The organism is Amycolatopsis sp. NBC_01307, from assembly GCF_035975215.1.
Classification (GTDB): domain Bacteria; phylum Actinomycetota; class Actinomycetes; order Mycobacteriales; family Pseudonocardiaceae; genus Amycolatopsis.
Map to the genome: position 1 here is coordinate 8,400,151 of NZ_CP108403.1, position 24,925 is coordinate 8,425,075.

A 24,925-nucleotide genomic window follows, 5' to 3' on the forward strand; every position below is an offset into this window, starting at 1 on the left:
TGACCAAGTTCCCGGGACAATCGTGATCTCGCCGTCTCCGGCCGTCCCAGTACGCGGACGCTGGTGACCGACCGTTATTTCGAGGTATCGTAACGTACGCGCACGATCACCGACCGCCACCGACGGCCAGCACCGCGCCGGTGGTGAACGACGCCGCCGGCGACAGCAGCCAGAGCACCGCTTCGGCGATCTCGCTCGGCTGGCCGGCGCGGCCCATCGGGATCAGCGGGGCGTACTTCGCCATCCGGTCCGGCAGGCCGGCCGCCGCGTGCAGCCCGGTGTGGATCATCCCGGGCGCGACGGCGTTGACCCGGACCTCCTCGCCCGCGACCTCCTGGGCGAGCCCGAAGGTCAGGGTGTCGACGGCGGCCTTCGACGCGGCGTAGTGCACCCACTCCCCGGCCGAGCCGGTGCGCGCGGCCGTCGAGGAGATGTTGACGATCGCGCCGCCCGCGCCGCCGTGCCGCGTCGACATCCGGCGGACGGCCTCGCGGCAGCAGAGGAAGACGCCGGTGACGTTCACGTCGAGGGTGCGCCGGACGACGTCGACCTCGTACCCGTCGAGCCGGCCGGGGGTGTTTCCCGTGGTGGCGGCGTTGTTGACCAGCGCGTCGACCGGCCCGAGGGACGCGGCGGCGTCGAACAACGCGCGCACGTCGTCCTCGGCCGAGACGTCGGCGCGGACCGCCAGCGCTCGCTGCCCGAAGGCCCGCACGCGCTCCGCGACCTCCTCCGCGGGCGCGGCAGCACCCGAGAAGTTGACGACGACGTCGTACCCCCGCGATGCGGCCAGCTCACAGATGGCGGCACCGATCCCCCGGCTGCCGCCGGTGACGATCAGGACGCTCACAGCGCGAAGTTGACCAGCGGGAGGTTCTCCAGCACGAGGTCCGCGCGGTCCCGCGTCTGCGTGATCAGGTCGGCGTTGCGCTGGTCCGAGCCGAGGGCCCGCTGGCGCGCCTCGACGAGCGAACGGCCGTAACGGCGGTGGCGCGACACCAGCCGTTCGATGCGTTCGGGCTCGTCCGGCGCGAGGAACCAGGCCTCGGTGAGCAGTGGCCGGATGGCGCTCCACGGGTCGTCCGGCAGCAGGAGGTAGTTGCCCTCCGTGATGACCAGCTGGACCTCCGGGGCGACGGCGACCGCGCTCGCGATCGGCTCTTCGATCTCGCGGCGGAACTCCGGCGCGTACACCGTCTCGCGGCCTTCGGCGAGGCGCCGGATCAGGTGGTAGTAACCGGCCGCGTCGAAGGTGTCCGGCGCGCCCTTGCGCTCGGCGCGGCCGAGCCGGCGCAGCTCGACCTGCGCCAGGTGGAAGCCGTCCATCCCGACCACGGCGGCGCGCGAACCGAGCGCGTTGGCCAGCGCCCAGGCCAGCGTGGTCTTGCCGGACGCGGGCGCCCCGATGATGCCGAGCACGTTGCGCTGCCCGCGCACGGTCAGCCCCTCGGCCCGGGCGAGCAGGTCGTCGAACGCCGTCATGTCCTGTTCCTTCCTGCGATCGCGGTCGTCCAAGACCGCGGTCCCACAAACCGCACCCGTTCGGCGGCCACCTCGTTGGCAAAGCGGATCCGGTCCGCCACCGTGTGTTCTCGCGCCACGGCGACGGCGAGCGCGCCGTGCCAGACGTCTCCCGCACCTAGTGTGTCCCGCGCTTCGACGGCCGGCACGGGCACCTCTCCCGAACGCCCGTCCGCGGTCGTCCACCGCACCGGACCAGGGCCGGACGTGGTGATGACGGTCGGCACGCCCCGCTGGTGGAGGCCGGGTTCCGGTGCCCGGAAGTGCGCGGAGCAGGCGGCGACGTCGACCAGCGGCAGCAGCGCGTCGAGCACGGGCTTCCAGCTCCCGGCGTCGAGCACGACCGGCACACCCGCGGCCCTGGCCGCCTTCGCGACGTCCAGCGCGAGTTCCGGAAGATGCCCGTCGAGCAGCACCACATCAGCCCCACCAACCCCGTCAGCCCCAAAAAACCGATCTTTCGCCAGGACAGTGCGGTCTTCGGCGTTGCGGGAGACGACCGTGCGCTCGCCGTCGCGGTCGCGGACGGCGACGGCGCTGACCGGCGGCGGATCGGGGTGCTCGGGAGCCAGGTCGACGACCTCGACGCCGTGGGTTTCGAGGTCGGCGCGGGCGAGCGCCGCCAGCGGGTGTGCACCGAGGACCGTCAGCAGCGTCGCCTCGGCCCCGAGCGCGGCGGCCGTCACCGCGGCGTTCGTCGCGGGCCCCCCGGCCGCGACGTCCACCTGCAGCGACTGCACCTTCTCGCCCGGTGCCGGAAGCTCCGTGACCCGCTGGACGACGTCCACGGTGCACAAGCCCGCCAGCAGCACCCTCATTTCAAGCCGGCCACGTGGGTCGCGGCAGCCGCCTCTTCGATCTCGCCGTTCTCGTTGAGCCGCAACGCCCCCGTGAGCAGGCCGACGACCTGGTTCATCGAGTGCGTCTTCGGCGAGACGACCGCGACGCGCTTGCCGAGGCGGTGCACGTGGATGCGGTCGGCGATGTCGAACACGTGCGGCATGTTGTGGCTGATCAGCACCACCGGCAGGCCGCGGTCGCGGATCCGGCCGATCAGGTCGAGCACCTTGCCGGACTCGGCGACGCCGAGCGCGGCGGTGGGCTCGTCCATGATCACGGCCTTGGTGCCGAACGCCGCCGCGCGCGCGACGGCGACACCCTGGCGCTGGCCGCCGGAGAGCGTCTCCACGAGCTGGGTGATCGACTTGATGTTGATGCCCAGCTCGTCGAGGATCCGCTGCGCCTCGGACCGCATGGTGGCGGTGTCGAGCTTGCGGAACAGCCCGAACGCGCCGCCGATGCGTTTCTCGCGGCCGAGGAACATGTTCGACGCGATGTCCAGCGCGGGCGCGACGGCGAGATCCTGGTACACCGTCTCGATCCCGTACTGGCGAGCGTCCAAAGGGGACTTGAAGTGGACGGTCTCACCGTCCACTTTGATCTCACCCTCGTCCGGGATCACGGCCCCGGACAGGGTTTTGATGAGCGACGACTTCCCGGCGCCGTTGTCGCCGACGACGGCGAGCACCTCGCCGGGCAGCAGGTCGAAGTCGGCGCCGTCGATGGCGGTCACCCGGCCGTAGCGTTTCACCAGGCCACGGGCCTGCAGGATCGGTTCGGTCATGACTGCTGCCTCCTCGCGATCCGGTCCACCACGACGGCGGCGATGAGCAGGGCCCCGGTGGCGAGGTCCTGGTAGTTGCCGTCGACGTTCATCTGCGTCAGCCCGGATCGCAGCACCGCCACGACCAGCGCGCCCATCAACGTGCCCAGCACCGAGCCGCGGCCGCCGAACAGGCTGGTCCCGCCGAGGACGACGGCGGTGATCGAGTCGAGGTTGCCGAGCTGGAACTGGTTCGGGTCGGCGTTCGGCGTCCGGCCGAGCGCCTGCCACGCGGCGAGGCCGAAGGCGAGGCCCGCCACGATGTACACCGACAGGACCGTGCGGTTGACCTTGATGCCGGACAGCCGCGCGGACTCCGGCGCGTTGCCGACCGCGTAGACGTGCTTGCCCCACGCGGTTTTCGTCAGCGCGTACCAGACCCCGAGGTACATCAGCAGCGCCAGCGTCATGCCGTAGGTGATCGGGATGCCGCCGAAGAGGTAGCGCTTGGTGCCGAGCCACTGCAGCAGGCCGTCGGTCACCGGCACGGCCTGGCCGCCGGCGATCAGCTTGGACACGGCGGTGAGCATGGTGAACGTGCCGAGCGTGATGATGAACGCGGGGAGCTTGATGCGCGTGGCGAGCGAGCCGATGAAGATGCCGACGATGATCGTCAGCACGACGCCGGCCAGCAGCGCGACGAAGCCGTTGGTGCCGGCCGCGGCGAGCTTCGCCATGATCAGCGTCGCGACGACCATCGACGACGCGTTGGACAGGTCGATGCCCGCGATGAGGATGACGAGCGTCTGGCCCAGCGCGAGTGTCCCGACGACCAGCGACTGCTGGACGACGGTGGAGAGGTTGTCGAGGTCGAAGAAGGTGTCCGTGGACAGCGAGAACACCACGATCGCGACGATCAGCGCGAGCGCCGGGCCGACCGCGGGGGCGCGGAGGAGGAACTCGCCGAGCGACTCACGTTCCTTTGTGGACGAACGAGCGACGGTGGCCGTGGTCATTTCGCGCCTCCCCAGCAGTTCTGCAGGCCCCACGCGGTGTCGTGGCTTTCGACGCCAGGCAGGGGCTTGTCGGTGATCACGGCGGACCCGGTGTTGACGAAGCCGGTCGGCTTCTTGCCGGTCTTCGCGTACTCGACGGCGGCGAGCACACCCTGCTCGGCCATCTTCTTGGGGAACTGCATGACGGTCGCGGCGTAGAGGCCGTCCTTGACGTTCTGGACTCCTTCGCAGCCGCCGTCGATCGAGCCCATGACGATCTGGTTCGTGAGCCCGCGGGCCTTCAGCGCCGCGTTGGCGCCGCGGCCCATCGGCTCGTTCATCGAGTACACGGCGTTGATGTCCGTGGTGCGCTGCAGCAGGTTCTCCATGCCCTGCTGGGCGAGGCTCTGGTCGCCGTTGGCCGCGGTGTGGCCCTTGATCTCGGGCGAGCCGTCGGTCAGCCCGATGCCCTTGAGGAAGCCGCCGTGGCGCTGGGTGTCGACCGAGCTGCCCGCCGTGCCGTCGACCATCAGCAGCTTGGGCGGGGTGCCCTTGAGCGACGCCTTGACGTACGCGCCCTGCTGCTGGCCGGCCGCGAAGTTGTCGGTGGCGAAGGTGGCGTCGACGGCGTCCGGCGGCTCGGTCGCGGTGTCGAGCGCGATGACCAGGATCCCGGCGTCGCGGGCGTCCTTGATCGCCTTCAGCACGCCGGTCGACGAGCTGGGCGTGATGAGGATGGTGTTCGCGCCCTGTTGCACGAGGTTTTCGATGGCGCGGACCTGGCCGTCGTTGTCGCCGTCGAACTGACCGGCGAGGGCGCTGAAATCGGCGCCGTTGGCCTGTGCGGTGGCTTTCGCGGATTCGCGCAACGCCACGAAGTACGGGTTGGTGTCGGTCTTGGTGACCAGGCCGACCTTCGCCTTTCCACTGCCACCGGTGTTCGTGTTGCCACCCCAGTGGCGTTCCACGGTGCACCCGGTCGTCGTGGCGAGGACGGCGGCCAGCGCGAGTGCTGTGAGACTTCGCTGTCTCATGGGTTCCCACCCTTTTATAGGTCGAAGCTTGCCGATGGTCGGGAAGGTAGACAGACTCAACCCCGGACGCAAGCGTTTGCGCAAACGCTTGCCGAGTTACCCCCAGGTAAGGATTGGTATGCCCCAGCCGAGATCATCGCGGCCGACCCAGCGGGACATCGCCGAGCTCGCCGGCGTCTCGATCACGACCGTTTCGCACGTGGTGAACGGAACGCGCGCGGTCGCCGAGGACACCAAGGCGGCGGTGCTGCGGGCGATCGAGACGACCGGCTACACCGGCGACGCCATCGCGCGCTCGCTGGTCACCGGCGGCACCCGCTCGATCGGGATGGCGATCTCGCTCGTCGCGAACCCGTACTTCGCGACGCTGATGCAGGCGATCGAGCGGGAGGCGTCCACGCACGGGTACACCGTGCTGCTGGCCGACACCCACGACACGGTGAACACGGAGCGTGACACGGTCCGGACGTTGCGCTCCCGTCGCGTCGACGGCCTCCTCATCACGCCGGCGCCGGGCGACGGCTCGGTGATCGGCGAGCTGGTCTCCCTCGACGTCCCGACAGTGCTGATCGACCGGCTGACCACCCGCGTCGACGTCGACCAGGTGGGTACGGAGAACATCCAGGCGACGTCGGCGCTGACCGCGCACCTGGCCACGCTCGGGCACCGGCGGATCGGCATGATCAGCGGCGCGCCCGGCCTGTCGACCAGCGAGGAGCGCGTGCTGGGGTACCGGCTGGGGCTCGGCCGCTCCGGGCTGACGTGGTCGGCCGACCTCGTGGCCTGCGGAAACTCCTCGCACGAGGGCGGCGCACTGGCCGTCAGCCAGCTGCTGGCGCTGCCCGAGCCGCCGACCGCCCTGGTGGTCGGCAACGACAGCATGATGGTCGGGGTGCTGCACGAAGCGCGGCGGCGCGGGCTCAAGATCGGGCAGGACCTGCCGGTGGTCGTCTACGACGACGTCGAGTGGGCCGACCTGGTGGACCCGCCCCTGACGACGATGGCGCAGCCGATCGAGGAGATCGGCCGGCAGGCGGTGCGGCTGCTGCTGGCGCGCATCAACGACCCGGCCCGCAAGGCCGAAACCGTGCGCCTACCGCCAACCCTGCGTCACCGAGAGTCGTGCGGCTGCCCGGCGGTTCACTCACATCAGTGATTCTCGGGTGTTAAGGCCGCTCAGCGGATACCTTTCGGCTGAGCGTCTGCGAGGGCTTATGACGGCACTTTCGCCGGAGCTCCGGTTCTGGGACCCCCCGGTCACCTACCGGATCGGCGTCGCGTTGGGTGCGCAAGCGCACCCCGATTCGGGTGAGCTGCTGCGCTCGATCAGGGCCGCCGCCGCGCAGGCCGGCTGCGACGTCACCCTGGCCGACACCGGCGACAGCGTCAGCGAAGAGGCCGCGGTCGTCCGCGCGCTGCGGGCGGACCTCGTGGACGGCGTGCTGCTGGTTCCCACGCCGGGCGACGAAGCGGTGGTCAACGGCCTGGTCCGGATGGGCGTGCCGACGGTCTTGATGGATCGCGTCGCGGCGCGCAACGACGTCGACCAGGTGGGCACGGAGAGTGTCCACTCGATGAGCACGCTGGTGAAGCACCTGATCGAGCGCCGCCACCGCAAGATCGGCCTGATCTCGGGCGACGACGGCCAGGACGTCAGCCGCGAGCGCGTCCGGGGGTATCGCCTCGGTCTGGAGCAGTCGGGCCTGCGCTGGAACCGCGAACTGGTGGAGAGCGGCCTGTCGACGTCGGGCGGAGCGGCCCGCGCGACGGCCAAGCTCCTGGACGGCTGGCCCTCCCCGACGGCGCTGGTGGTGGCGGACGAGGCGATGCTGGTGGGCGTCCAGTACGAGGCCCACCGCCGCGGCATCCGCATCGGCTCGGAGCTGGCCGTGGTCGGCTACGGCGATATGGACTGGGCCCGCCGGGTGAGCCCGGCGGTGACGACACTGGTCCAGCCGATCGCCGATATCGGCCGCCGGGCGGTACAGCTGCTGCTGTCCCGAATGGCCGACCCGGACCGGCCCCCGGAGTCGGTACTGCTGACGCCGAGGTTCCTGCACGGCGCGTCCTGCGGCTGCTGAGCGTGTAACAAGACGAATCGTCCGCGCGACCTGGACCACATCTTCCAATCAGCGAGGTGGGTCTTGAGTGAGACGTCTGGTTTCTGGTCCTACGTCCACAGGGACGACGCGGCCGAAGGCGAGCGGATCTCGCAACTCGCCCGGGATGTCGTGTCGCAGTTCGAGATGATCAGCGGTGAGACCATCTCCCTCTTCCTGGACCGGGACAGCATGGAGTGGGGTGACAAGTGGCGCGCGAAGATCGACACCACGCTCGCATCCGTTGCGTTCTTCGTTCCCATCATCACGCCTCGATATTTCATGAGTACCGAGTGCCGTCGCGAGTTGAACTTCTTCGCCAGGCGAGCGAATGAACTAGGAATCCCCGAGCTCGTCATGCCCATCAAGTACATCGATTTCCCGGGCTTGACGGATGACAGTCCGTTGGATGACTCCATTAGTCTGATCAAGTCGTTCCAGTGGGAGGACTGGACCGAGACGCGGTTCTGCTCCCGCACATCTCCGGAGTACCGGCAGGCGGTGGCCCGGCTCGCGGAACGGATGTACCGGGTCAACTCGGCACTCGAAGCGACCTCGGTCACCGTACCGAAACCGGTCGTTCCGGACGCGGGTGGAGCGGACGACGCCCTCGGATTCGTCGACATCATCTCGCAGTCAGAGGTGGCGTTCCCGCAGTGGAGCGCTACCCTCGAAAAGCTCGGCAAAGCAATCACCGAGATCGGCGAAATAATGGGCGTAGCCGGCACTGCGATCCAGGACGGAGTGAAGCGCGCAGAGCCGTACTCGGCGCGCTTGGCCATCCTCGAAGAGGCGGCCGGCCAATTGGAAGAACCCACGACGCGGATCGAATCACTCGCCAACGCCTATTCGAGTCAACTGCACAACGTCGATGAAGGGATTTCGCTGATCCTGCGGATGATTCCCGCGGAGATCGCCAGCCAGACGACGTCGGCAACGGACATCCGGTCGTTCTGCGACTCCCTCACCGGTCTCGCCAAAGCTGCGGCAGAGGGATTGGGACACATCGAGACCATGACCGAAATGCTGGAGCAGACTGAGGGGATGACCAGGGCAATACGGCCCGTTGTCCGGCGCCTTCGCAAGAGCCTGACCCTGCTCCTCGAAGCCCGGGAAATCACACAGACCTGGGTGACCGAGATCGACAAGCTGTCCTTGCCGACCGCCCCGGCATGATGGACGTGGTGAACCGTCTCCTGCACACCGCCCAGCTGTCCGACGCCGAGTTGCTAGCGGCGCGCGCCCTGCTCGAGGGCGCGTTCAAGGACTTCGACCTCGCCGGCTGGGAGAACACGCTGGGCGGGATGCACGCGTTGACCTTCGACGGCGATGAGCTGGTCGGTCACGCCTCGCTCGTGCAGCGACGTCTCCTGCACGGCGACCGCGTGCTGAACACCGGGTACATCGAGGGCGTCGCCGTCCATCCCGACCATCGGCGGCATGGGATCGCGAGTGCGTTGATGGCCGAGATGGACGCGCTGCTGGGTGGGTTCGAGGTGGGCGCGTTGAGCGCGTCCACGGTCGGAAGGCCGCTGTACGAGAGCTGCGGCTGGCAGCAATGGCGCGGGCCGACGTTCTCTCTGACACCGTCGGGAATCCAGCGCACCGAGGACGACGACGGCAGCGTCTACGTGTTCCCGGGCCGGGCGCCACTGGATCTGGACCTGGACGGGGAGCTAACCGCCGACTGGCGGGCCGGCGACGTCTGGTGACAGCGTCGCCGCCGCTTCGAGCAGCATCCAGCCGCCCACCTGGACCGACATGTCGCGCTCCGGGGCGTCTTTCGGCAACGGCGAGGGTGCCGGGCGGTCCCAGAACGCGCTGAACACCGGGCCCTCCGACGCGCCTGACCAGCACGCATCGGCCGACGTGAGCACCAGCGATCGGGCCACCGAAGCCTCGGGGCCCGGAAGGGACCGCGCCGCCAAAGCCAGGTAGCGGGCCAGGATCGCCGCGAACAAACCGCCGTCGCCGCCGCTTTGGCCGCGAATCACGCCACCCGGCGCGCAGTGTGATGCCACCGCTCGGATCGTCCGGGCCGCTTCGTCCATTAAGGACAGTTCCAGGCACGCGCCGAGGTAGACCCCTTGGCAGTACGTGTAAATGTGCTTCACCAGCTCGCCCGTGTCCGTCCGGATGCCGTCCCACACGAGGCCCGTCGACGGGTCCACCAGGGTCGACGACAGCCAGTCCGTCATCTCGCGGGCGCGGGTGCGGTTGCCGGAGCGGGCGTGGAAGATCGCCGCCGGGCCGTTGGCCGGGGCGTTCTTGAACTCGTCGCCGACGCGCCACCAGATGCCGCCGCCCGCCGCCTCCGTCCAGCCCGACAGGAGCTGCGTGTCGATCGCCGCCAGTGCCGGGCCGACGTCGATGCCCAGTGCCTGAACCCGTTGCAGCGCAAGGCCCAGCCACGCGATGTCGTCGTAGAAGTCGTTCGTCCAGCGGCCGAAGTTGCGCAGCCGGACCGAGCGGACGAACGAACGGATCAGGGCGAGCCGGGACGCCGAAGGCTCGCGCAGCTGGGCGTCGATCAGCGTGTCCAGCAGGTGCGCCTGCCACCAGTAGTTCCAGTGCCAGTGCAGCCGCTGCCCCGGCGTCGCCGGCCAGCCGCTGCGGCCGAGGACCGTGCCGGGCAGCCCCCACACCCGGCGCAGGTGCCGCGAGGTGACCGCGCGTTCGGCGGCCGAGACGTCCATGCGGGCAATCCTGCCTTGCCCACCGACATACCGCTCGGTATGTTGAAGGACCCGACGGCCTGCGAGGTACTCATGACCACGGCACACGTCACCTGCCCGCTGTGCGAAGCGACCTGCGGCCTCGAGGTGACGCTGGACGAGAACCAGCAGGTCACCCGCGTCACCGGCGACCAGCAGGACGTCTTCTCGAAGGGCTATATCTGCCCGAAGGGCGCATCGCTCGGCGCGCTGCACCACGATCCCGACCGGCTGACCGCGCCGCTGCTCAAGCGCGACGGCGAGTTCGTCGAGGTCAGCTGGCAGGAGGCCTACGACGAGATCGACCGGCGGCTCCCGCCGCTCCTCGAGAAGTACGGCCGCAACGCCGTCGCCGTCTACGCGGGCAACCCCGGCGTGCACAACATCGCGCTGACGCTCTACAGCCGCGTGCTCTACAAAGCGTTGGGCACCAAGAACTTCTACAGCGCGACGTCGGTCGACCAGATGCCGAAGCACTACTCGTCCGGCACCATGTTCGGCGACCCGCTCGCCATCCCGGTGCCCGACGTCGACCGCACGCGGCACCTGCTCATCCTCGGCGCGAATCCGCTGGTGTCCAACGGCAGCCTGATGACCGCGCCGGACATGCGCGGGCGGCTGCGCGGGATCCGCGAGCGCGGCGGCAAGATCGTCGTCGTCGACCCGCGCCGCACGCGCACCGCGCAGTTCGCCGACGAGCACCACGCCATCCGGCCCGGCACCGACGCACTGCTGCTGTTCGCGCTGGTCAACGTCCTGGTCACGGAGAACCGCGTCCAGCTCGGCCGGCTGGCGGAGCACGTCAACGGCCTCGACGACGTCCGCGCGCTGGCTCAGCCGTTCACCCCCGAGGCCGCCGCGCCGCGCGTCGGCATCGGCGCCGCCGAGATCCGCCGGATGGCCCTGGACCTGGCCGACGCCGAGAACGCCGTGGTCTACGGCCGGATCGGCACCACCACCCAGACGTTCGGCACGATCGCGAGCTGGCTGGTCGACGTCCTCAACGTGCTCACCGGCAACCTCGACGAGCCCGGCGGCGCGATGTTCCCGCTGGCCGCGTGCACGCCGACCGGGAACCGGCGCCCGTTCGCCGTCGGCCGCTGGCACAGCCGGGTGCGCGGCTACCCCGAGGTCGTCGGCGAACTGCCGGTCGCGACGCTGGCCGACGAGATCGAAACCCCGGGCGAGGGCCAGGTCCGCGCGCTGATCACGGTCAGCGGCAACCCCTGCCTGAGCACGCCGAACGCGGGCCGCCTGGCCGCGGCCATCGACGGCCTCGACTTCATGATCTCGGTCGACGTCTACCTCAACGAGACGTCCCGCCAGGCCGACGTCATCCTGCCCGGGCCGTCACCGCTCGAGCGGCCGCACTTCGACCTGGCGTTCTACCAGCTTTCGGTGCGCAACATCGCGAACTGGACGCCGCCGACGCTGCCGTCGAAGCTCCCGCAGGAGTGGGAGACCATGCTGCGCCTCACCGGCATCGTCACCGGTCAGGGGCCCGAAGCGGACGTCGCCGCGCTGGACGACTTCGTCGCCGCCGAAACCGCGCGGCGCAACAAGCTGGAGATCACCGGCGACCGGACCGGACCCGCGCGGCTGGTCGACCTGATGCTGCGCAGCGGCCCGTACGACGTCACGCTGGCCGACCTCGAAGCCGCGCCGCACGGCATCGACTTCGGCGCGCTGAAGCCGCGGATCCCGGAGGTGCTGTGCACGGCGTCCGGGCGGATCGAGCTGGCGCCGGAACCGATCGTCGCGGACGTCCCGCGGCTGCGCGACGAGCTGGCCCGCCCCCTGGACGACGGCTTGGTGCTGATCGGCCGGCGGCACCTGAGCTCGAACAACTCGTGGATGCACAACCTCGCGCCACTGGTCCGCGGCGGGAACCGCTGCACGGTCCAGGTTCACCCGAGCGACGCGACCCGCCTCGGCCTGACCGACGGCGGTCTCGCGTCGGTGACGTCGCGCGCCGGGAAACTGGAGGTCCCGGTGGAGGTGACGGACGAGGTCCGCGAGGGCGTGATCAGCATCCCCCACGGCTGGGGGCACGACGTCGCCGGTTCGCGCACGCGGGTGGCGAGCGCGAACCCGGGCGTCAACTCGAACCTGGTCGCCGACGAGACGCTGCTGGACGTGCCGTCGGGAACCTCGGTGCTGAACGGCATCCCGGTCGAGGTCGCGCCGGCCTGATCACCAGGCCTGGGACAGGTCCGCGTGCTGCCGGACCCAGGCGTGCATCACGATGCCCGCCGCGACGCCGGCGTTGATCGAGCGCGTCGTGCCGAACTGGGCGATCGACACCACCAGCGCCGCCGTGGCCTGGGCGGCCTCCGACAGGCCCGGCCCTTCCTGGCCGAACAGCAGCACGCACTCGCGCGGGATGTCCGCCGTCTCGACCGGCTGGGACCCCGGCGTGTTGTCGACCGCCACGACCGCGAGGCCCTGCTCGGCCGCGAAGGTGAGCAGGCCGGCGACGTCGTCGTGGTGGCGGAGGTGCTGGTAGCGGTCGGTGACCATGGCGCCCCGGCGGTTCCAGCGGCGGCGGCCGACGATGTGGACCTCGGCCGCGGCGAAAGCGTTGGCGGTGCGGACCACCGTGCCGATGTTGTGGTCGTGCTGGAAGTTCTCGATGGCCACGTGGAACGGGTGGCGGCGGGCGTCCACATCGGACACGATCGCCTCGCGGCGCCAGTAGCGGTACTTGTCGACGACGTTGCGGCGGTCGCCGTCGCGCAGGAGGTCCGGGTCGTAGCGGTCGTCCGAGGGCCAGTCACCCGGCCAGGGGCCGACGCCGACCTCTTCGCGGCTCACCCACTCGGTGGGCCCGACGTCGTGGGGTGTGCTCACGGCGTCGATTGTCGCCTAACCCAGGTGGACGGCGTGCGCGCGGGCGTCCTCGTGGTGATCGCGGTGGCGCCACCGGTGGTAGACGCCGACGTAGGAGTAGATCACCAGCACGACCGCGATGATGCCGATCGCCGGCAGCCACGAACGCGGGAACACCGTGTCGTAGAGGTAGTACGCGTTGAACCCGCCGGGCAGGTCGCCGAGGCCTTCCTGGTTCCGGAAGAAGTTCTCCAGCGCGGTCAGCGGGCACGGCACCGGCGTGATGTTCACGAGGATGCCCCAGAACGCCGCGAACATGTGCACGAAGATCAGCTTGGGCCAGCGCCAGGCGAGGAAGCCGCCGAGGCCGATCAGCAGCAAGGCGAGGATGTGCACCGCAACGGTCACGTCGGCCAGGAACTTCGCCACCGCCCACCCCCTTACCCCGATCCCCCTACCAGGGACTTTACTCCGCTGATCGGAATCGGCCTGCTCGAAGAATGCCCAGGCGTGTGATGTTCAACCCACCGGAGCAACTTCTTCACCTGGGTGGTGACGGAGGCGTCACACCGGGTGGAAATTCGGGGGGCCGTTTCGCCGGGTACTTCGTCGGCTCCTCGTGCGGGTACTGATCGGGTGCGCCGTCCGGTTTCTTTCGGTTCGGGTCGTTCGGGCGGTGCGGCTCACCGGGCGTCGACGGCTGCTCGTCCATCCGTCGACGGTAACCCCGGCGGCCGCCGCTTCACCGGGCGCGAGCGCCCGATTTCGCCGTCAGCCGAACTTCGAGCCGCACCGGCAGGGCGTCGACCTCCAGGGCCTGGCGCAGCCGCGGGACGGCGTGCTCGGTGATCCGGGCGCGGATCGCCCCCGCGTCGGCCTCGGCATCGGTCATGACGATCAGGAACAGCGCCGGTGCCTCGCGCGGCCCGGTGAGCCAGGCCGACGCCGACCGGACGCCGTCGTAGCCCTCGACGTCGGCCGCGACCGGCGCGGCGGCCGTCGACGAGTCCAGCGTGGTCGCGCCCTCGGCCTCCTCGGTCCGCCAGGCGACGGTCTTCGGCCGCCGGAACGCCTGGGCCGTCAGCCAGCGCAGGCACAGCAGCCCCAGCACGACGGCGACCGCGATCGCCGCGTAGAACACCCAGGTCGGCGGCGCCGTCGAGCCCGGGACCAGCGAAGACGCCGGGTCGAGGACGTGCAGCCGGCCGAAGTGGGTGGCCAGCGCGAACCCGCCGGCGGCGAGCAGCACGAGCCCGATCAGGGCGAGCAGGGTGCGGTTGAGCGCGGCGGGCCGGTTCATCGCGCACCTCGCACGCGGACGCGGACCCGCGGCGGCGTGGCCAGATCGACCTGGCCGAGCCGCGTTTCGAGCGCGGAGCGGACGGCGTCGGCGAGCCCGTCGGTGCGCGTCCGCTGGGTCTTCACCTTGACCCGCACGGTGCGGCGACGCAGCTTGAGCGCGGCCGCCGAGACGCCGTCGACGTGCGCGGCGGTCGCCCGCAGCGACGTCCGCAGGCCGTGGCGCGTGGTGCCGGTGTCGAAACCCGGCTCCGGCACCAGCGGCAGGACGACCGGACGGCCGCGCAGCAGCGCCGCCGCCAGCAGCACGAACCCCACGAGAACCGCGGCCCCGCCCCCGACGAGCACGGGCAGTTCGTTCCAGGAGGTGTCGTGGACGCGGGCGGCGACCGCGTCGTAGGACAGCACCGGTGGCACGCCCAGCAGCCGCTGCACGAGCGCCGTCACGACGAACGCGCACGCGGCGAGCAGGACGAGCGCGGTGAGCATCGCCGGCACGCTCCGCCGTGGCCGCCTCATCGGACCCGCCGCTTCGGCTGCTCGACCGGCGGCAGCGCGATCGTGATGTCGACGCGCTGCGTGCGCAGGCCGGTCAGTTCGGTGGTGCGGCCGAGCAGGTGGGCCCGGACCCGGTCGGCGGTGCCGGTGACGGGCGCCGGGTAGACCACGGGCAACCGGATGTCCACAGTGGTCACTTCACCGTCCACTGTGGCCTTCGCGGTGACGTCGGCGGCGACGCCGTCGACCTCACGCGCGGCCCGGGCGGCGATGCGCCCGACCGCCCGCGGCTCGACGGTCGTCTCGCCGCGCTCTTCTTCTTCGACCGTCTCGACGTCGTCGCGGCGGTGCCGCGCGGTGACCGTGGACATGGGGTTACCTCCGATCCCGGGCGGCCCCGACGAGGGCGGACAGGTCGAGCTTGCCGTCGGCCCAGCGGCCGGCGAGGAGGCCGAGGCCGCCCAGCACGAGCACGGCGACAAAAGCGCCGAACCCGCCGAAGGCGGCCGCGAACCCCAGCGCCAGGCCGAAGAGCAGGCCGATCAGGGTGCCGTTCACGGTCACAGCACCCGGTCGCTGGTGACGGGCACGTCGTCGTCACCCGGGATGTGGACGTCGTTGACGTTGATGTTCACCTCGACGACCTGCAGCCCGGTCATCTGCTCGATCGCGGTGATCACGTTGCGCCGCACCGACCGCGCGAGATCCGCGATGGCGACGCCGTACTCGACCACGAGCTGCAGATCGACGGCGGCCTGCTTCTCGCCCACCTCGACCGAAACCCCCTGGCCGACACTGGAGGACGCGCCGGGGATGCGGTCGCGCAGCGCGCTCAGAGCGCGAGCGGCCCCGCCACCGCCGAGTTCGTGCACACCGTTGACCTCACGGGCGGCGAGCCCGGCGATCTTCTGCACGACGGTGTCGGCGATGGTGGTGGTGCCCTGCTTCGAGACGAGCGCGCTGGTGGCGTCGTTCGCGGTGGTCACCACGGTCTTCTCGGCGGTCGCGGTCATGAGGTCCTCCTCGGGTGTTCTGGGAATGTCCTGGGGAACAAGGCTTTCCGCCTGGTTCGTAGGTAAGGACACCGGGGATGGGGAATCGTCACTGCCCCGATCGTGTGACGTGGGTCTCGGCTTGGGCCGCAGGTGTCCGCTGGGGTCCGCCGCCCCGAAACGCTGTCGGTGGCGCGGATCCGTGGGCCTCAGGCCGGTTGTCCCCAGGGCGAACCACATGTGGACAACTCGGCGGAATCGGCCGTACGACACCGGTTTTGTCCGTGGGCGCCGGTACGCTGGGCGTGGGACGTCCCCCCAGGGAGCGGTGGGGGTATGTGTGTGGGGGCGGGGGCGATCAGGCGAAGGCCGCGCCGTCGAGGTCGGTGACGACCAAGCGCAGGTGGGCGTTCTCCCACTCCGTGCCCGCCAGCACCGGGCGCACGACTTCCGTCGCGCGGTCCAGCAGTTGTGGGATCGGCAGCCGGGACGCGATCAGGCGGATCTGGACCAGTTCCGGCGTCAGGTCGACCGCCATGCCTTCCCAGTCCACCGGGAGCCACGTCGTGCCGGCGGAGACCGGGGTCGCCGGGCGGAGGCCCGGGATGCCCTTGATCGCGACGATGATCTTCTCGACCGCCTCGCCCGCGATCACCGGTTCGCCGTTTCGATGTCCATGATGGACACCGACACCTCGTCGACGACCAGGCCGGTCTGCGCGGTGACGTACCGGCTGACCGCGCGCTGCACCGACCGGCCGACCGTCGCGGCCTGGTCGGCGCCCGACGCGATCAGGTCCACCTGGACGCTCAGCCTGCCGTCCACCGTGCGGACGCGGACGCCGTCGGCCGGGGCCGGGTCGAGGCCCTTCCAGCGCTGGCGGGCCGCCCGCGTCCACGCCGTCACCAGCCCCCGCAGGCCCGGCTCCAGCCGCACCACGCCCGGCGCGGTGATCGCCGCCCGAGCCGCCACGCTGGCGATCACCGGGTCGGCGATGACGTACTCCACAGTCATTCCCCTGGCTCCCCGACAGTGTCCTCGCCGAGAGTGTCTTCCTCGACAGCGTCCTCTTCAAAAACGTCGTCCACCAGCAGGTCGAGCTTCGCCAGCGTCAGGCCCACCCGGGCCGCGGCCGCCGCGGTCACCCGCTCCCGCACCAGCGACAACGCTTCACCGCCCGTAGCGTTCCGCAGACTCACCGCGAGGGTGAGCTGGACTTCGACGACACCCGCGCCGTCGTCGTGGATCCGGCAGCGCCGGGCGCGGATGCCCACGACGGTGTCCGCCGCGTACCGCAGCACCGCCGCCACCGCCTGCTCGCTGATCTCGACGCTCCCGGGTTCTGGGCTCGGCAGCGGCACCATCGAGCCGCGCCGCACCTCGGCCCGGACCGCCGACATGATCCGGCCGAACAGGTCCGGTGGCGGCGCGTCCGCTTCGGCCACCATCTCGGACGTCGCCTCGCGCAACGCGAGCAGGCTTTCGCGCGCCGCCCGGCAGTGCGGGCAGGTCAGCTCGTGCTCGTCGGCCAGCCCGGCGCCGACCGCGTCGAGCCGCTCCCACACCTGCTCGACATCGCGTTCGCAGGGCAGTTCGTAGTCCGTCATCGCCATGGCTTCATCACCTCCGCCAGCTGTGCCCTGGCCCGCGCGATCCGGCCCCGCACCGCAGTGCCGTTCACGCCGACGATTTCGCCGATCTCCTCGTAGGACCGGCCGTGCACCTCACGCAGCAGCCAGCACGCCCGCTGTTCCGGGGTGAGCTGCGCCAAGGCCGTGTTCAACGCCGCGAGCTGGCCGCTCACCTGCGCGGCCCGTTCCGGCTGGAGGTCGCGGCGCGGCGACTCCGCCGTGTCCAGGTCGACGTCGGCCTGCGGCCGGCGCGCCCGGATGGCGTTCAGGCAGCGGTTCGTCGTGGCCCGGTAGAGCCAGCCAACGAACGCGGCGTCCTCGCCGAGCTGGTCGAGCTTGCGCCAGGCGTTGAGGAACACCTCCTGCACGACGTCCTCGGCGTCACCGCGGTTCGCGAGCATCTTCGCCGCGAGCCGGAACATCGGGCCCTGGTAGCGCAGCACGAGCTGTTCGTACGCCCGGACGTCGCCGTCCCGCGCGCGGCCCACCAGGGTCGCGTCGTCGAGCGGCGTGCCGGGATCCGCGCTGGTCGTCGTCACGGCACCTCCTCGGCAAGAGGACACGGGAGCCCGGGAAACGTCACGCACTGATTGTGGGTGACAGCCATCACTCGTGCGAATCCGTGACGAAAGATCACCGCCGGGGTCCTTCCGGCACCAGGCACCCACCGGGGTGCCACGGATCGGGAGGTGTCCCATGTCGCTGGGCGACAAGATCAGCAACAAGGCCGAGGACCTGGGCGGCAAGGCCAAGGAGACCGCCGGGAACGTCACCGGCGACGAGCAGCTGAAGGCCGAGGGCCAGGGCGACCAGGCGAAGGCGGGCCTGAAGGACGCCGTCGAGCACGTCAAGGACGCCGCGAAGGACCTCTTCGGCAAGAAGTGAGCCGGGGGCTGACGCGCGGCCGCCCCCGGCCCCGCGTCAGCCTTCCAGCCCCAGGTCGTCCAGGCCCAGGATGAACCGGTACTCGAGGCCTTCCTTCTCGATGGCCTCGCGCGCGCCGGTGTCGCGGTCGACGACCGTCACGACCCCGATGACGTCGGCGCCGGCTTCACGCAGCGCCGCCACCGCGGTGAGCACGCTGCCGCCGGTCGTGGAGGTGTCCTCGACGGCCAGCACGCGCTGGCCGCGGACCTCCATGCCCTCGATGCGCCGCTGCATCCCGTGCGCCTTCGTGTCCTTGCGGACGACGAACGCGTCGAGCACGACACCGTCGGTCGCCGCGGAGTGCAGCATCGCCAGCGCGACCGGGTCGGCGCCGAGCGTGAGCCCGCCGGCCGCCACGTAGTCCCAGTCCGCCGTGAGCTGCCGCAGCAGCTTGCCGATCAACGGCGCGGCCGCGTGGTGCAGCGTCGCCCGCCGGAGGTCGATGTAGTAGTCGGCTTCCTTGCCGGACGCCAGGGTCACTTTTCCGTGCACCACGGAAAGATCGGTGACCAACCTGGCCAGTTCGAGTTTCGCCGCTTGATCCAGAACGGGGTTCGCCACGGCCGTGAGTCTTACACACGACCGGGTTCACTCCCCGATGGATGTGGCGTCGACCGCACGCCCGCGCGTCGCCGCCCAGGCCGGGACCAAGATCGCCACCAGCGCAAGCACTACGGCGATGGCGAGCACCGTCAGGTAGATCGTGATCGGCCCCTGCGGCAGCACGGAACCGGTCACCACGAGGCAGAACGGGACGATCGCGCCGGCCGCCGTCGCCGTGCCGAGCAGGATCGCGATGGTCGCGATCAGCCCGCCTTCGACGCCGGCCATCCGCAGCACCTGACCGCGGGTGAACCCGCTCAGCCGCTGCAGCCCGAACTCGCGGCGCCGCTTGCCGGTCGCCATCACCAGCGTGTTGACGACGGAGATCACGGTGTAGGCGATGATCATCCCGACGAGCAGGTAGTTGACCCACGCGCCGACCTCGTTGCCCTTGGCGTGCGCCGCGATCAGCGCGTTCCGGTCGCCGATCTGCACCGGCAGCCCCGCTGTCGCCGCGCGGAGGTGCGAAGCCAGCGTCGCCGGGTCGACGCCGGGAGCGGCGCGGACCAGCAGCTGCGGGACGAGCCCGGTGGTCGTGTGCGGCGCGAGCAGCCCGGCGGGCAGGACGAGGTCCTCGAACCCGGCGCGTTGGCTCACGACGGCCCCCACCCGCACGTCCACCGGGGTGCCGTCGCCGAGCCGCAGCGACAACGTGTCGCCGACGTGGCGACCGAGCGTGTCCGGCACCGTGACGGCGTTCCCGGTCAGCTCACTGACACCGATCGCGGGCCAGCCGTCCTTGTCCTGGTTCGAGTCGAACGGCTTCTCGATGAAGACCGTGCTCGTGACGTATTCCGACGCGCTCGCAACCCCGGGCACCGAGCGGACCCGGTCGACCACCGACGGATCGAGCCCGATCGGCGAGCCGACGACCGCGTCCGCCTGCAAGTCCTCGGTGTAGGCCTGGTTCGAGACGGCTTCCTGGGTGGTCTGCAGGTAGATGTTCGCGGTCGCGATGCCGACGGCGAGCATGATCGGCGTGACCGCGCCGGCCGTCCGGACCGCGACGACGCGGGTGTTGAGCAGCGCGACGCGGCCGACCACACCGGTGACCGCCTGCAGCGGCCAGCGCAGCAGCGTCGCCATCACCTTCGTGACGCCGGGGCTGATCGCCGCCAGGCCGAACGCCCACAGCATCACGGCCGGGCCGGACGTGCTGGCCGCGACCGGGCCGGTCATCACCGCGACCGTGACGATCGCCAGCGCCGTCCCGCCGCCGAAGCACAGGATCGCCGTGATCAGCCGGATCGGCGTCAGCCAGCGCCGCTCGACGGCGGCTTCGGCGAGCGCCTCGGTCGGGCGGACCTTCGACGCGCGCCGTCCCGCGACGAACGCGGCGCCGACCACGGCCAGCAAGGACGCACCCGCGGCGACCGTCGCCGGGAGCCAGCCCTGCTCGAAGCGCAGCACGTCGGGGACGACGTGGTTGGCCGCGAGCTGGTCGAACAGCCACCGCCCGAGCAGCGGGCCGAGCGCGATCGCGGCCCCCACCGCGAGCAGCCCGACGACCAGCGCCTCGCCGAGCACCATCCGCCGCAGCTGGCGCGGGGTCGTGCCGATGGCCCGCAGCAACGCGAGTTCGCGCTGGCGCTGCTGCGTCGACAGCGAGAGCGTCCCGGCGACGACGAACACCATGACCGACGCCGACAGCCCGCCGGACACCGCGGACAGCACGATGAGGTTCTCGCCGCCCGCGTCGACCTCGGGGAACTCCAGCAGGCCCCGGTCGCTGCCGGTCAGGACGACACCGGCGTCACCGACCGCCGCCGTCACCGCGGCGACGTCGCCGCCGAAGACGCCGATCGTGTCGAACCGGCCGGGGTGCCCGGCCAGGCGCTCGGCGTCCGAAGGCGCGAAGAACACGGCCGCGTCCCGCATCGGCTGCGGCGCGGTGGCGATGCCCGAGACGCGGTACTGGGCGACCTCGCCGTGCGCGGCGACGGGCAGCGTGGCGCCGACAGCGAGCCCCAGCCCGGCGTCCACCACGACCTCGCCGGGCTGCGGTGCCTGGCCCTGCAACGTGTACGGCGTCAGCACGGCGGAGTCCCAGGCGTGCCCGAGCGCGCTCGCGGAGCCGATCTGCGCGGCGAAGCTGACCTCGCCGACGACGTTCGTGACGCCGGGGACCGCGCGGATGCGGTCGGCCAGCGCGGCGTCGACCCGGACGCGCTCGGCCAGGGTGCCGTTCTCGAACTTGTGCTTGTCCTCGGGGTCGAGGGTCGCCGGGTCGTCCTCCGGCAGCTTGAGCGTCTGCTGCCCGCCGACGACGATCGGCGCCGCGGCCAGCCGCTGCACCGGCGTCTCGGAGCGGATGCCGGACTCCATCAGGCCACCGCAGGCGGAGACGATCACCGCGCCGAAGAAGACGGCGACGAACGTCGCCAGGAAGGCGCCCTTGCGCAGGCGCAGGGTGCGCAGTGCCAGCTTGAACATCAGGCCCGCACCGCCGACCGGTCCCAGGCACCGAGGTGGGTCATCCGCTCGGCGACGGCTTCCGCGGTCGGCCGGGCCAGCCGGCCGGCGATCCGGCCGTCGGCCAGGAACACGACGTCGTCGGCGTGGGACGCGGCGACCGGGTCGTGCGTCACCATGATCACCGTCTGGCCGGACGCCCGGACGGACTCGCGCAGCAGGCCGAGGACGTCGGCGGCGGTGCGGGTGTCGAGCGCGCCGGTCGGCTCGTCGGCGAACAGCACGGCCGGGTCGGTGACCAGGGCCCGCGCGATCGCGACGCGCTGCTGCTGCCCGCCGGACAGCTGGCCGGGCAGGTGCTTGCGGCGGCCGTCGAGCCCGACGTGCGTGAGGATCCGCGAGACGAGCCGCTTGTCCGCGCGCTTCCCGGCCAGCTGCAGCGGGAGGACGACGTTCTGCTCGACCGTCAGCGCCGGGAGCAGGTTGAACGCCTGGAACACGAAGCCGACGCGGTCGCGCCGCAGCTTGGTCAGGTAGGTCTCGCTCTTGCCGTCGAGGTCCTGCCCGTCGAGCACGACCCGCCCCGACGTCGGCCGGTCGAGGCCCGCCGCGCAGTGCAGGAACGTGCTCTTGCCCGAGCCCGACGGGCCCATCACGGCCGTGAAACCGCCGCGCGGGAAGGAGATCGAGACCCCGTCCAGCGCGACCACGCCTTCGCCGTACTCCTTGCGCACGGCTTCGAGCCGGACCGCGTCGGCTGCCTCGTGCCACCCAGTTGTCATGGGAAGAACGCTAGGCAGGTAGCGCCCGGACCTCCCTGGTGCTGACGCGCGTTTCGAAGGTAGGGACAGCCCTACTCAGGTGCGGCCCTTGCCGCCGAAACCGCCGCTGATCTTGCGCAGCACCGCGCGCGGGAGCAGGCCGCCGATCGCCACGACGGCCTTGTACTGCAGGCTCGGCACCGAGATCACCTTGCCGCGGCGCAGGTCCGCGAGGGCCTCGTTGACCACCTGTTCGACGCCCAGCCAGGCGATCTTCGGGCCCGGCCGGTCCAGGCCGGCCCGCTCGTGGAACTCGGTCGCGGTGAAGCCCGGGCAGAGCGCCATCATCCGGACGCCCTTCGGCAGCGACGCGGCGATGCCCTCGGTGAACGACGTGACCCAGTTCTTGCTCGCGGTGTAGGTCGAGCCTCGGCCGCTGAAGAAGCCCGCGACGCTGCTGACCTGGATGACGTCACCGCGGCCGCGGTCGACCATGCCCGGCAGCACCGCGCGGGTCAGCCGCAGGACGGCGGTGACGTTGACGTCGAGCTGGCGCTGCAGCGCGTCCGGCGAGACGGTCCAGAAGTCGCCGCCCAACCCGAACCCGGCGTTGTTCACGAGCAGGTCGATCGGGCCGGCGGCCAGCCGCTCCTCGACGGCCGTTCGTCCGTCCACTTCGGACAGGTCGGCGGGCAGCACCTCGACGGCGACGCCGTGGCGTTCGCGCAGTTCGGCGGCGTAGGTCTCCAGCCGCGAGGCGTCCCGGGCGACGAGCACCAGGTCGTACTTCTCGGCGGCGAGCGTGCGCGCGAACTGCGCGCCGATGCCCGCGGTGGCTCCGGTGATCACGGCGGTGTGATGTCCGGGGCTTCGCCCCGGGCCGGGGGCGCCGCCACCCGGACCCCCGGCAAAGACGTTGGTGGTGGTCATGTGGGTGAACCATACGCGCTGGTCAGGGCCCGAGGTGCAGCCGTTTGGCGCCCGGGCTATCGTCCCGGCATGGGTAAGCACAGCAGGCGCAAGAGCGGCTATCTGCCCAGGGTCGCCGCCGGCGCGGCACCCGTCGCCCTCCTCTTCGCCGCCCCCGTTTCGGCGTTCGCCGCCCCGTCCGACCTGACGCTGCCGATCGACCACCGGCACACCACGACGCTGAACAACGACGGCGACGCCCTCACCGCGACCCGCCGCGACGTCGTCGGCAAGCGGCTCGGTGACGTGCGGCTGGCCGCCGACCGCACGGAGGCCGTCGCCACGGGCGGCGAACGCGCGGGCGTCGCCGAGAGCGCCCACCAGGGCGTTTGGCTGGGCCACGGCGTCGACGTCCTGAGCGAGCACGCCGAGCAGCTCGACACCGGGCTGTTCACCGGCGACCTCACCGGCGGGATCGCCGCCCGCCGCTCGTCCGGGCAGGCCGTCGACCTCGGTCAGCTGGGTGCGGTCGGTACGACGTCCGAGCAGCACGTCATCAGCAGCTTCACCGGTGTCCTCGACGTGGGCCAGAGGCACGAGGTGGGCGGCACGCTGGGGCCGGCGTCCGGCCTGGTCAGGACGTCGCAGAGCCTGTCATCGGGCTCGTTCAGCGGCGACTTCGGTGTCGACCGCGTGGTTCACGTCCAGGGCAGCACGACGTCGGTGCGCGGCACGCTGGACCAGCACCCGTCGGTGTCGCTGAGCGTGCTGGACCGGCCGGTGCTCTAGTCCTGCTAGTCCTGCGGGGTGTCCGTGGGCGGCGGCTGCTGCACCGGGATCCCGGCGGCCGGGGTGCCCGGCGCGGAACCCACGGCGGGGATCGGCGCGCTCGCCTGGTGGCGACCGGCGTCGTAGTCCTCGTCGAACGGGTCGACGATGTCCGCGATCTCGCCGAGGTCGCGCAGCAGGCGCTCGAGGCGCGACGGGCCGGCGGTCGGGACGACGCTGGCGAGCACCCACTCGCTCTCGAGCCAGGCCACGCCGACGTCGCCGCCGAGCTGGTCCGCGGCGTCGACGAGCTCCTGGGTGATCACCGCGCGGGCGCCGTCGGCGTCGTCCGCGAAGGCGTAGCGGGAGCCGATCGGGCCGAGCATCTCGGGCATGTCGGCGCGCTGGAACGGCACGCTGGACAGCCACATCTCGATCGGGATCTTGTGCTTCTTGTTGCAGCGCACCGCGACGACGACGGCCGGGATCTGCCCCTCGGACTCGATGTCGAAGATGAACACCGGGCGGCGGCCGTCGGAGGTGAAGGTCGAGCCCGCGACGACGTTGACGGCGGCGTCCGCGCCGAAGTAGCCGATCGCACCGTTGGACCACTGCTGCGGCAGCCGCTCGTCCTCTTCGACGAACTGCCAGCCGCGCAACTGTGCCCAGCGCATGCGCTCGCGGTTGCGCGAGCCCTCCTTCGCCCGATCGGCGGCGAGCAGCCCCAGCCCCGCCACCAGGGCGACGGCCGCGATGACGAACCAGATCCACGCCGGAATACCCACGATCGTCAGCGTATCGCCTGCTACGCCGAAGAGATGATCGCCGGTACCCGTGTCGCCGCGCCCATTCGAAGCATTTCCCGCCCGCAACGTCGACAAATCGCTTAATCGCACGATTCGGCCAGGGCTGCAAGGCACGCGAAGAACGTGGCCCGGTCGGCCTTTCCGAGCGGTTCGACCAGGTGAGCCCGCACGGCGGCGGCGTGCACCGGCCGCGCGCGGGCGACTTCCGCGCGGCCGGCGTCGGTGATGACGACCTCGACCCCGCCGTCGGCCGGCCGCCGCGTCACGAGCCCGCGTTGCTCCATGCGGGTCAGGTGGTGCGACAACCGGCTGCGGTGCCACCCCATCGAGTCGGCGAGCTGGTTCTGCCGCAGGCTCCCCTTCCCGTCCTCGGCGACGCGGGTGAGCACGCCGAAGTCCGGATCGGACAGTCCGGTCGCGGCGGCGACGTCCTCGACGACCCGGGCCCGCACGGTTTCGGCCGCGCGCTTCCAGGCGTGCCACAACGCCATGTCGTCCTTGCTGAGCCGGTCCACGAGCGGCAA

The 24,925-nt window shown here is 71.2% G+C and carries 31 protein-coding genes; 7 read left to right on the plus strand and 24 right to left on the minus strand.

Annotated elements, in window-relative coordinates:
- Nucleotides 1-106: 106 nt before the first annotated feature.
- Genes OG439_RS37095 through OG439_RS37120 form a run of 6 tightly spaced genes read right to left on the minus strand, consistent with a single transcriptional unit; the run spans nt 107 to nt 5,153 of the window.
- Nucleotides 107-850 carry an SDR family oxidoreductase gene (locus tag OG439_RS37095; protein ID WP_326945230.1) on the minus strand — a complete coding sequence of 248 codons (744 nt, stop codon included), beginning with the start codon at nt 848-850 and terminating at the stop codon, nt 107-109.
- Complete coding sequence (locus OG439_RS37100) at nt 847-1,482, minus strand: nucleoside/nucleotide kinase family protein (RefSeq protein ID WP_326945231.1); 636 nt, start codon at nt 1,480-1,482, stop codon at nt 847-849. Before OG439_RS37100 ends, OG439_RS37095 begins: the two co-directional genes overlap by 4 nt.
- On the minus strand, nt 1,479-2,339 hold the full coding sequence (locus tag OG439_RS37105; RefSeq protein ID WP_326945232.1) for a PfkB family carbohydrate kinase: 861 nt from the start codon (nt 2,337-2,339) through the stop codon (nt 1,479-1,481). The genes OG439_RS37100 and OG439_RS37105 overlap by 4 nt, the downstream gene beginning before the upstream one ends.
- Nucleotides 2,336-3,145: an ATP-binding cassette domain-containing protein gene (locus OG439_RS37110; RefSeq protein WP_247059304.1), complete on the minus strand. Its 810-nt coding sequence runs from the start codon at nt 3,143-3,145 to the stop codon at nt 2,336-2,338. Before OG439_RS37110 ends, OG439_RS37105 begins: the two co-directional genes overlap by 4 nt.
- Nucleotides 3,142-4,140 (minus strand): ABC transporter permease, encoded by a 999-nt coding sequence (locus OG439_RS37115; RefSeq protein ID WP_326945233.1) that lies wholly within the window; start codon nt 4,138-4,140, stop codon nt 3,142-3,144. The genes OG439_RS37110 and OG439_RS37115 overlap by 4 nt, the downstream gene beginning before the upstream one ends.
- A complete protein-coding gene (locus tag OG439_RS37120) occupies nt 4,137-5,153 on the minus strand; it encodes a substrate-binding domain-containing protein (RefSeq protein ID WP_326945234.1) in 1,017 nt (338 codons plus the stop codon). The genes OG439_RS37115 and OG439_RS37120 overlap by 4 nt, the downstream gene beginning before the upstream one ends.
- 118 nt (nt 5,154-5,271) lie before the next feature.
- Here OG439_RS37120 and OG439_RS37125 point away from each other — a divergent pair, with 118 nt between their 5' ends.
- From OG439_RS37125 to OG439_RS37140, 4 genes are all read left to right on the plus strand, one after another.
- A complete protein-coding gene (locus tag OG439_RS37125; protein WP_247059310.1) occupies nt 5,272-6,309 on the plus strand; it encodes a LacI family DNA-binding transcriptional regulator in 1,038 nt (345 codons plus the stop codon).
- Nucleotides 6,310-6,367: 58 nt separating this feature from the next.
- A complete protein-coding gene (locus OG439_RS37130; protein WP_326945235.1) occupies nt 6,368-7,234 on the plus strand; it encodes a LacI family DNA-binding transcriptional regulator in 867 nt (288 codons plus the stop codon).
- Between the two features lie 63 nt (nt 7,235-7,297).
- Nucleotides 7,298-8,428 carry a toll/interleukin-1 receptor domain-containing protein gene (locus OG439_RS37135; protein ID WP_326945236.1) on the plus strand — a complete coding sequence of 377 codons (1,131 nt, stop codon included), beginning with the start codon at nt 7,298-7,300 and terminating at the stop codon, nt 8,426-8,428.
- Nucleotides 8,425-8,964, plus strand: coding sequence for a GNAT family N-acetyltransferase (locus OG439_RS37140; RefSeq protein WP_326945237.1), 540 nt, complete (start codon nt 8,425-8,427; stop codon nt 8,962-8,964). Before OG439_RS37135 ends, OG439_RS37140 begins: the two co-directional genes overlap by 4 nt.
- On the opposite strand, the gene OG439_RS37145 is transcribed toward OG439_RS37140, so the two are convergent.
- The gene (locus OG439_RS37145) at nt 8,929-9,948 is read right to left on the minus strand and encodes a glycoside hydrolase family 76 protein (RefSeq protein WP_326945238.1); all 1,020 of its coding nucleotides are present in this window, start codon (nt 9,946-9,948) and stop codon (nt 8,929-8,931) included. The genes OG439_RS37140 and OG439_RS37145 overlap by 36 nt on opposite strands.
- 72 nt (nt 9,949-10,020) lie before the next feature.
- Between OG439_RS37145 and OG439_RS37150 the strand changes: the two genes are divergently transcribed.
- The gene (locus OG439_RS37150; protein ID WP_326945239.1) at nt 10,021-12,159 is read left to right on the plus strand and encodes a molybdopterin-dependent oxidoreductase; all 2,139 of its coding nucleotides are present in this window, start codon (nt 10,021-10,023) and stop codon (nt 12,157-12,159) included.
- On the opposite strand, the gene OG439_RS37155 is transcribed toward OG439_RS37150, so the two are convergent.
- The 11 genes from OG439_RS37155 to OG439_RS37205 form a co-directional block, all read right to left on the minus strand.
- Nucleotides 12,160-12,816, minus strand: a complete 657-nt coding sequence (locus tag OG439_RS37155) for a TrmH family RNA methyltransferase (protein ID WP_247059319.1) — start codon at nt 12,814-12,816, stop codon at nt 12,160-12,162.
- A gap of 15 nt (nt 12,817-12,831) precedes the next feature.
- Nucleotides 12,832-13,224 carry a DUF2784 domain-containing protein gene (locus OG439_RS37160; protein WP_326945240.1) on the minus strand — a complete coding sequence of 131 codons (393 nt, stop codon included), beginning with the start codon at nt 13,222-13,224 and terminating at the stop codon, nt 12,832-12,834.
- Nucleotides 13,225-13,537: 313 nt separating this feature from the next.
- On the minus strand, nt 13,538-14,095 hold the full coding sequence (gene amaP, locus OG439_RS37165; RefSeq protein WP_326945241.1) for an alkaline shock response membrane anchor protein AmaP: 558 nt from the start codon (nt 14,093-14,095) through the stop codon (nt 13,538-13,540).
- Complete coding sequence (locus OG439_RS37170; RefSeq protein WP_326945242.1) at nt 14,092-14,583, minus strand: DUF6286 domain-containing protein; 492 nt, start codon at nt 14,581-14,583, stop codon at nt 14,092-14,094. Before OG439_RS37170 ends, amaP begins: the two co-directional genes overlap by 4 nt.
- Nucleotides 14,584-14,609: 26 nt before the next feature.
- Nucleotides 14,610-14,963 carry an Asp23/Gls24 family envelope stress response protein gene (locus OG439_RS37175; RefSeq protein WP_247059323.1) on the minus strand — a complete coding sequence of 118 codons (354 nt, stop codon included), beginning with the start codon at nt 14,961-14,963 and terminating at the stop codon, nt 14,610-14,612.
- Between the two features lie 4 nt (nt 14,964-14,967).
- Entirely contained in the window at nt 14,968-15,150 is a 183-nt protein-coding gene (locus OG439_RS37180) for a hypothetical protein (protein WP_326945243.1), read from the minus strand.
- Between the two features lie 2 nt (nt 15,151-15,152).
- Nucleotides 15,153-15,605, minus strand: a complete 453-nt coding sequence (locus tag OG439_RS37185) for an Asp23/Gls24 family envelope stress response protein (protein WP_326945244.1) — start codon at nt 15,603-15,605, stop codon at nt 15,153-15,155.
- 337 nt (nt 15,606-15,942) lie between these two features.
- Nucleotides 15,943-16,239, minus strand: coding sequence for a hypothetical protein (locus OG439_RS37190; RefSeq protein ID WP_326945245.1), 297 nt, complete (start codon nt 16,237-16,239; stop codon nt 15,943-15,945).
- Nucleotides 16,236-16,598, minus strand: coding sequence for an Asp23/Gls24 family envelope stress response protein (locus tag OG439_RS37195; protein ID WP_326945246.1), 363 nt, complete (start codon nt 16,596-16,598; stop codon nt 16,236-16,238). Before OG439_RS37195 ends, OG439_RS37190 begins: the two co-directional genes overlap by 4 nt.
- On the minus strand, nt 16,595-17,197 hold the full coding sequence (locus OG439_RS37200; RefSeq protein ID WP_326945247.1) for an Asp23/Gls24 family envelope stress response protein: 603 nt from the start codon (nt 17,195-17,197) through the stop codon (nt 16,595-16,597). Before OG439_RS37200 ends, OG439_RS37195 begins: the two co-directional genes overlap by 4 nt.
- Nucleotides 17,188-17,754 carry an RNA polymerase sigma factor gene (locus tag OG439_RS37205; protein ID WP_247059336.1) on the minus strand — a complete coding sequence of 189 codons (567 nt, stop codon included), beginning with the start codon at nt 17,752-17,754 and terminating at the stop codon, nt 17,188-17,190. The genes OG439_RS37200 and OG439_RS37205 overlap by 10 nt, the downstream gene beginning before the upstream one ends.
- 157 nt (nt 17,755-17,911) lie before the next feature.
- Here OG439_RS37205 and OG439_RS37210 point away from each other — a divergent pair, with 157 nt between their 5' ends.
- The gene (locus OG439_RS37210) at nt 17,912-18,100 is read left to right on the plus strand and encodes a CsbD family protein (protein ID WP_247059337.1); all 189 of its coding nucleotides are present in this window, start codon (nt 17,912-17,914) and stop codon (nt 18,098-18,100) included.
- 36 nt (nt 18,101-18,136) lie between these two features.
- Here OG439_RS37210 and pyrE read toward each other — a convergent pair whose 3' ends face one another.
- From pyrE to OG439_RS37230, 4 genes are all read right to left on the minus strand, one after another.
- Entirely contained in the window at nt 18,137-18,703 is a 567-nt protein-coding gene (gene pyrE, locus OG439_RS37215) for an orotate phosphoribosyltransferase (protein ID WP_326945248.1), read from the minus strand.
- A gap of 27 nt (nt 18,704-18,730) precedes the next feature.
- On the minus strand, nt 18,731-21,178 hold the full coding sequence (locus OG439_RS37220) for an ABC transporter permease (RefSeq protein WP_326945249.1): 2,448 nt from the start codon (nt 21,176-21,178) through the stop codon (nt 18,731-18,733).
- A complete protein-coding gene (locus tag OG439_RS37225) occupies nt 21,178-21,939 on the minus strand; it encodes an ABC transporter ATP-binding protein (protein WP_247059342.1) in 762 nt (253 codons plus the stop codon). The genes OG439_RS37220 and OG439_RS37225 overlap by 1 nt, the downstream gene beginning before the upstream one ends.
- A gap of 75 nt (nt 21,940-22,014) precedes the next feature.
- On the minus strand, nt 22,015-22,848 hold the full coding sequence (locus OG439_RS37230; protein WP_442792243.1) for an SDR family NAD(P)-dependent oxidoreductase: 834 nt from the start codon (nt 22,846-22,848) through the stop codon (nt 22,015-22,017).
- Between the two features lie 69 nt (nt 22,849-22,917).
- Between OG439_RS37230 and OG439_RS37235 the strand changes: the two genes are divergently transcribed.
- Nucleotides 22,918-23,616: a hypothetical protein gene (locus OG439_RS37235; protein ID WP_326945251.1), complete on the plus strand. Its 699-nt coding sequence runs from the start codon at nt 22,918-22,920 to the stop codon at nt 23,614-23,616.
- Between the two features lie 5 nt (nt 23,617-23,621).
- Here the strand turns inward: OG439_RS37235 and OG439_RS37240 are convergent, their stop codons facing one another.
- Nucleotides 23,622-24,380, minus strand: a complete 759-nt coding sequence (locus tag OG439_RS37240) for a hypothetical protein (protein ID WP_326945252.1) — start codon at nt 24,378-24,380, stop codon at nt 23,622-23,624.
- Between the two features lie 101 nt (nt 24,381-24,481).
- On the minus strand, nt 24,482-24,916 hold the full coding sequence (locus tag OG439_RS37245; protein WP_326945253.1) for a MarR family winged helix-turn-helix transcriptional regulator: 435 nt from the start codon (nt 24,914-24,916) through the stop codon (nt 24,482-24,484).
- Between the last annotated feature and the right edge of the window lie 9 nt (nt 24,917-24,925).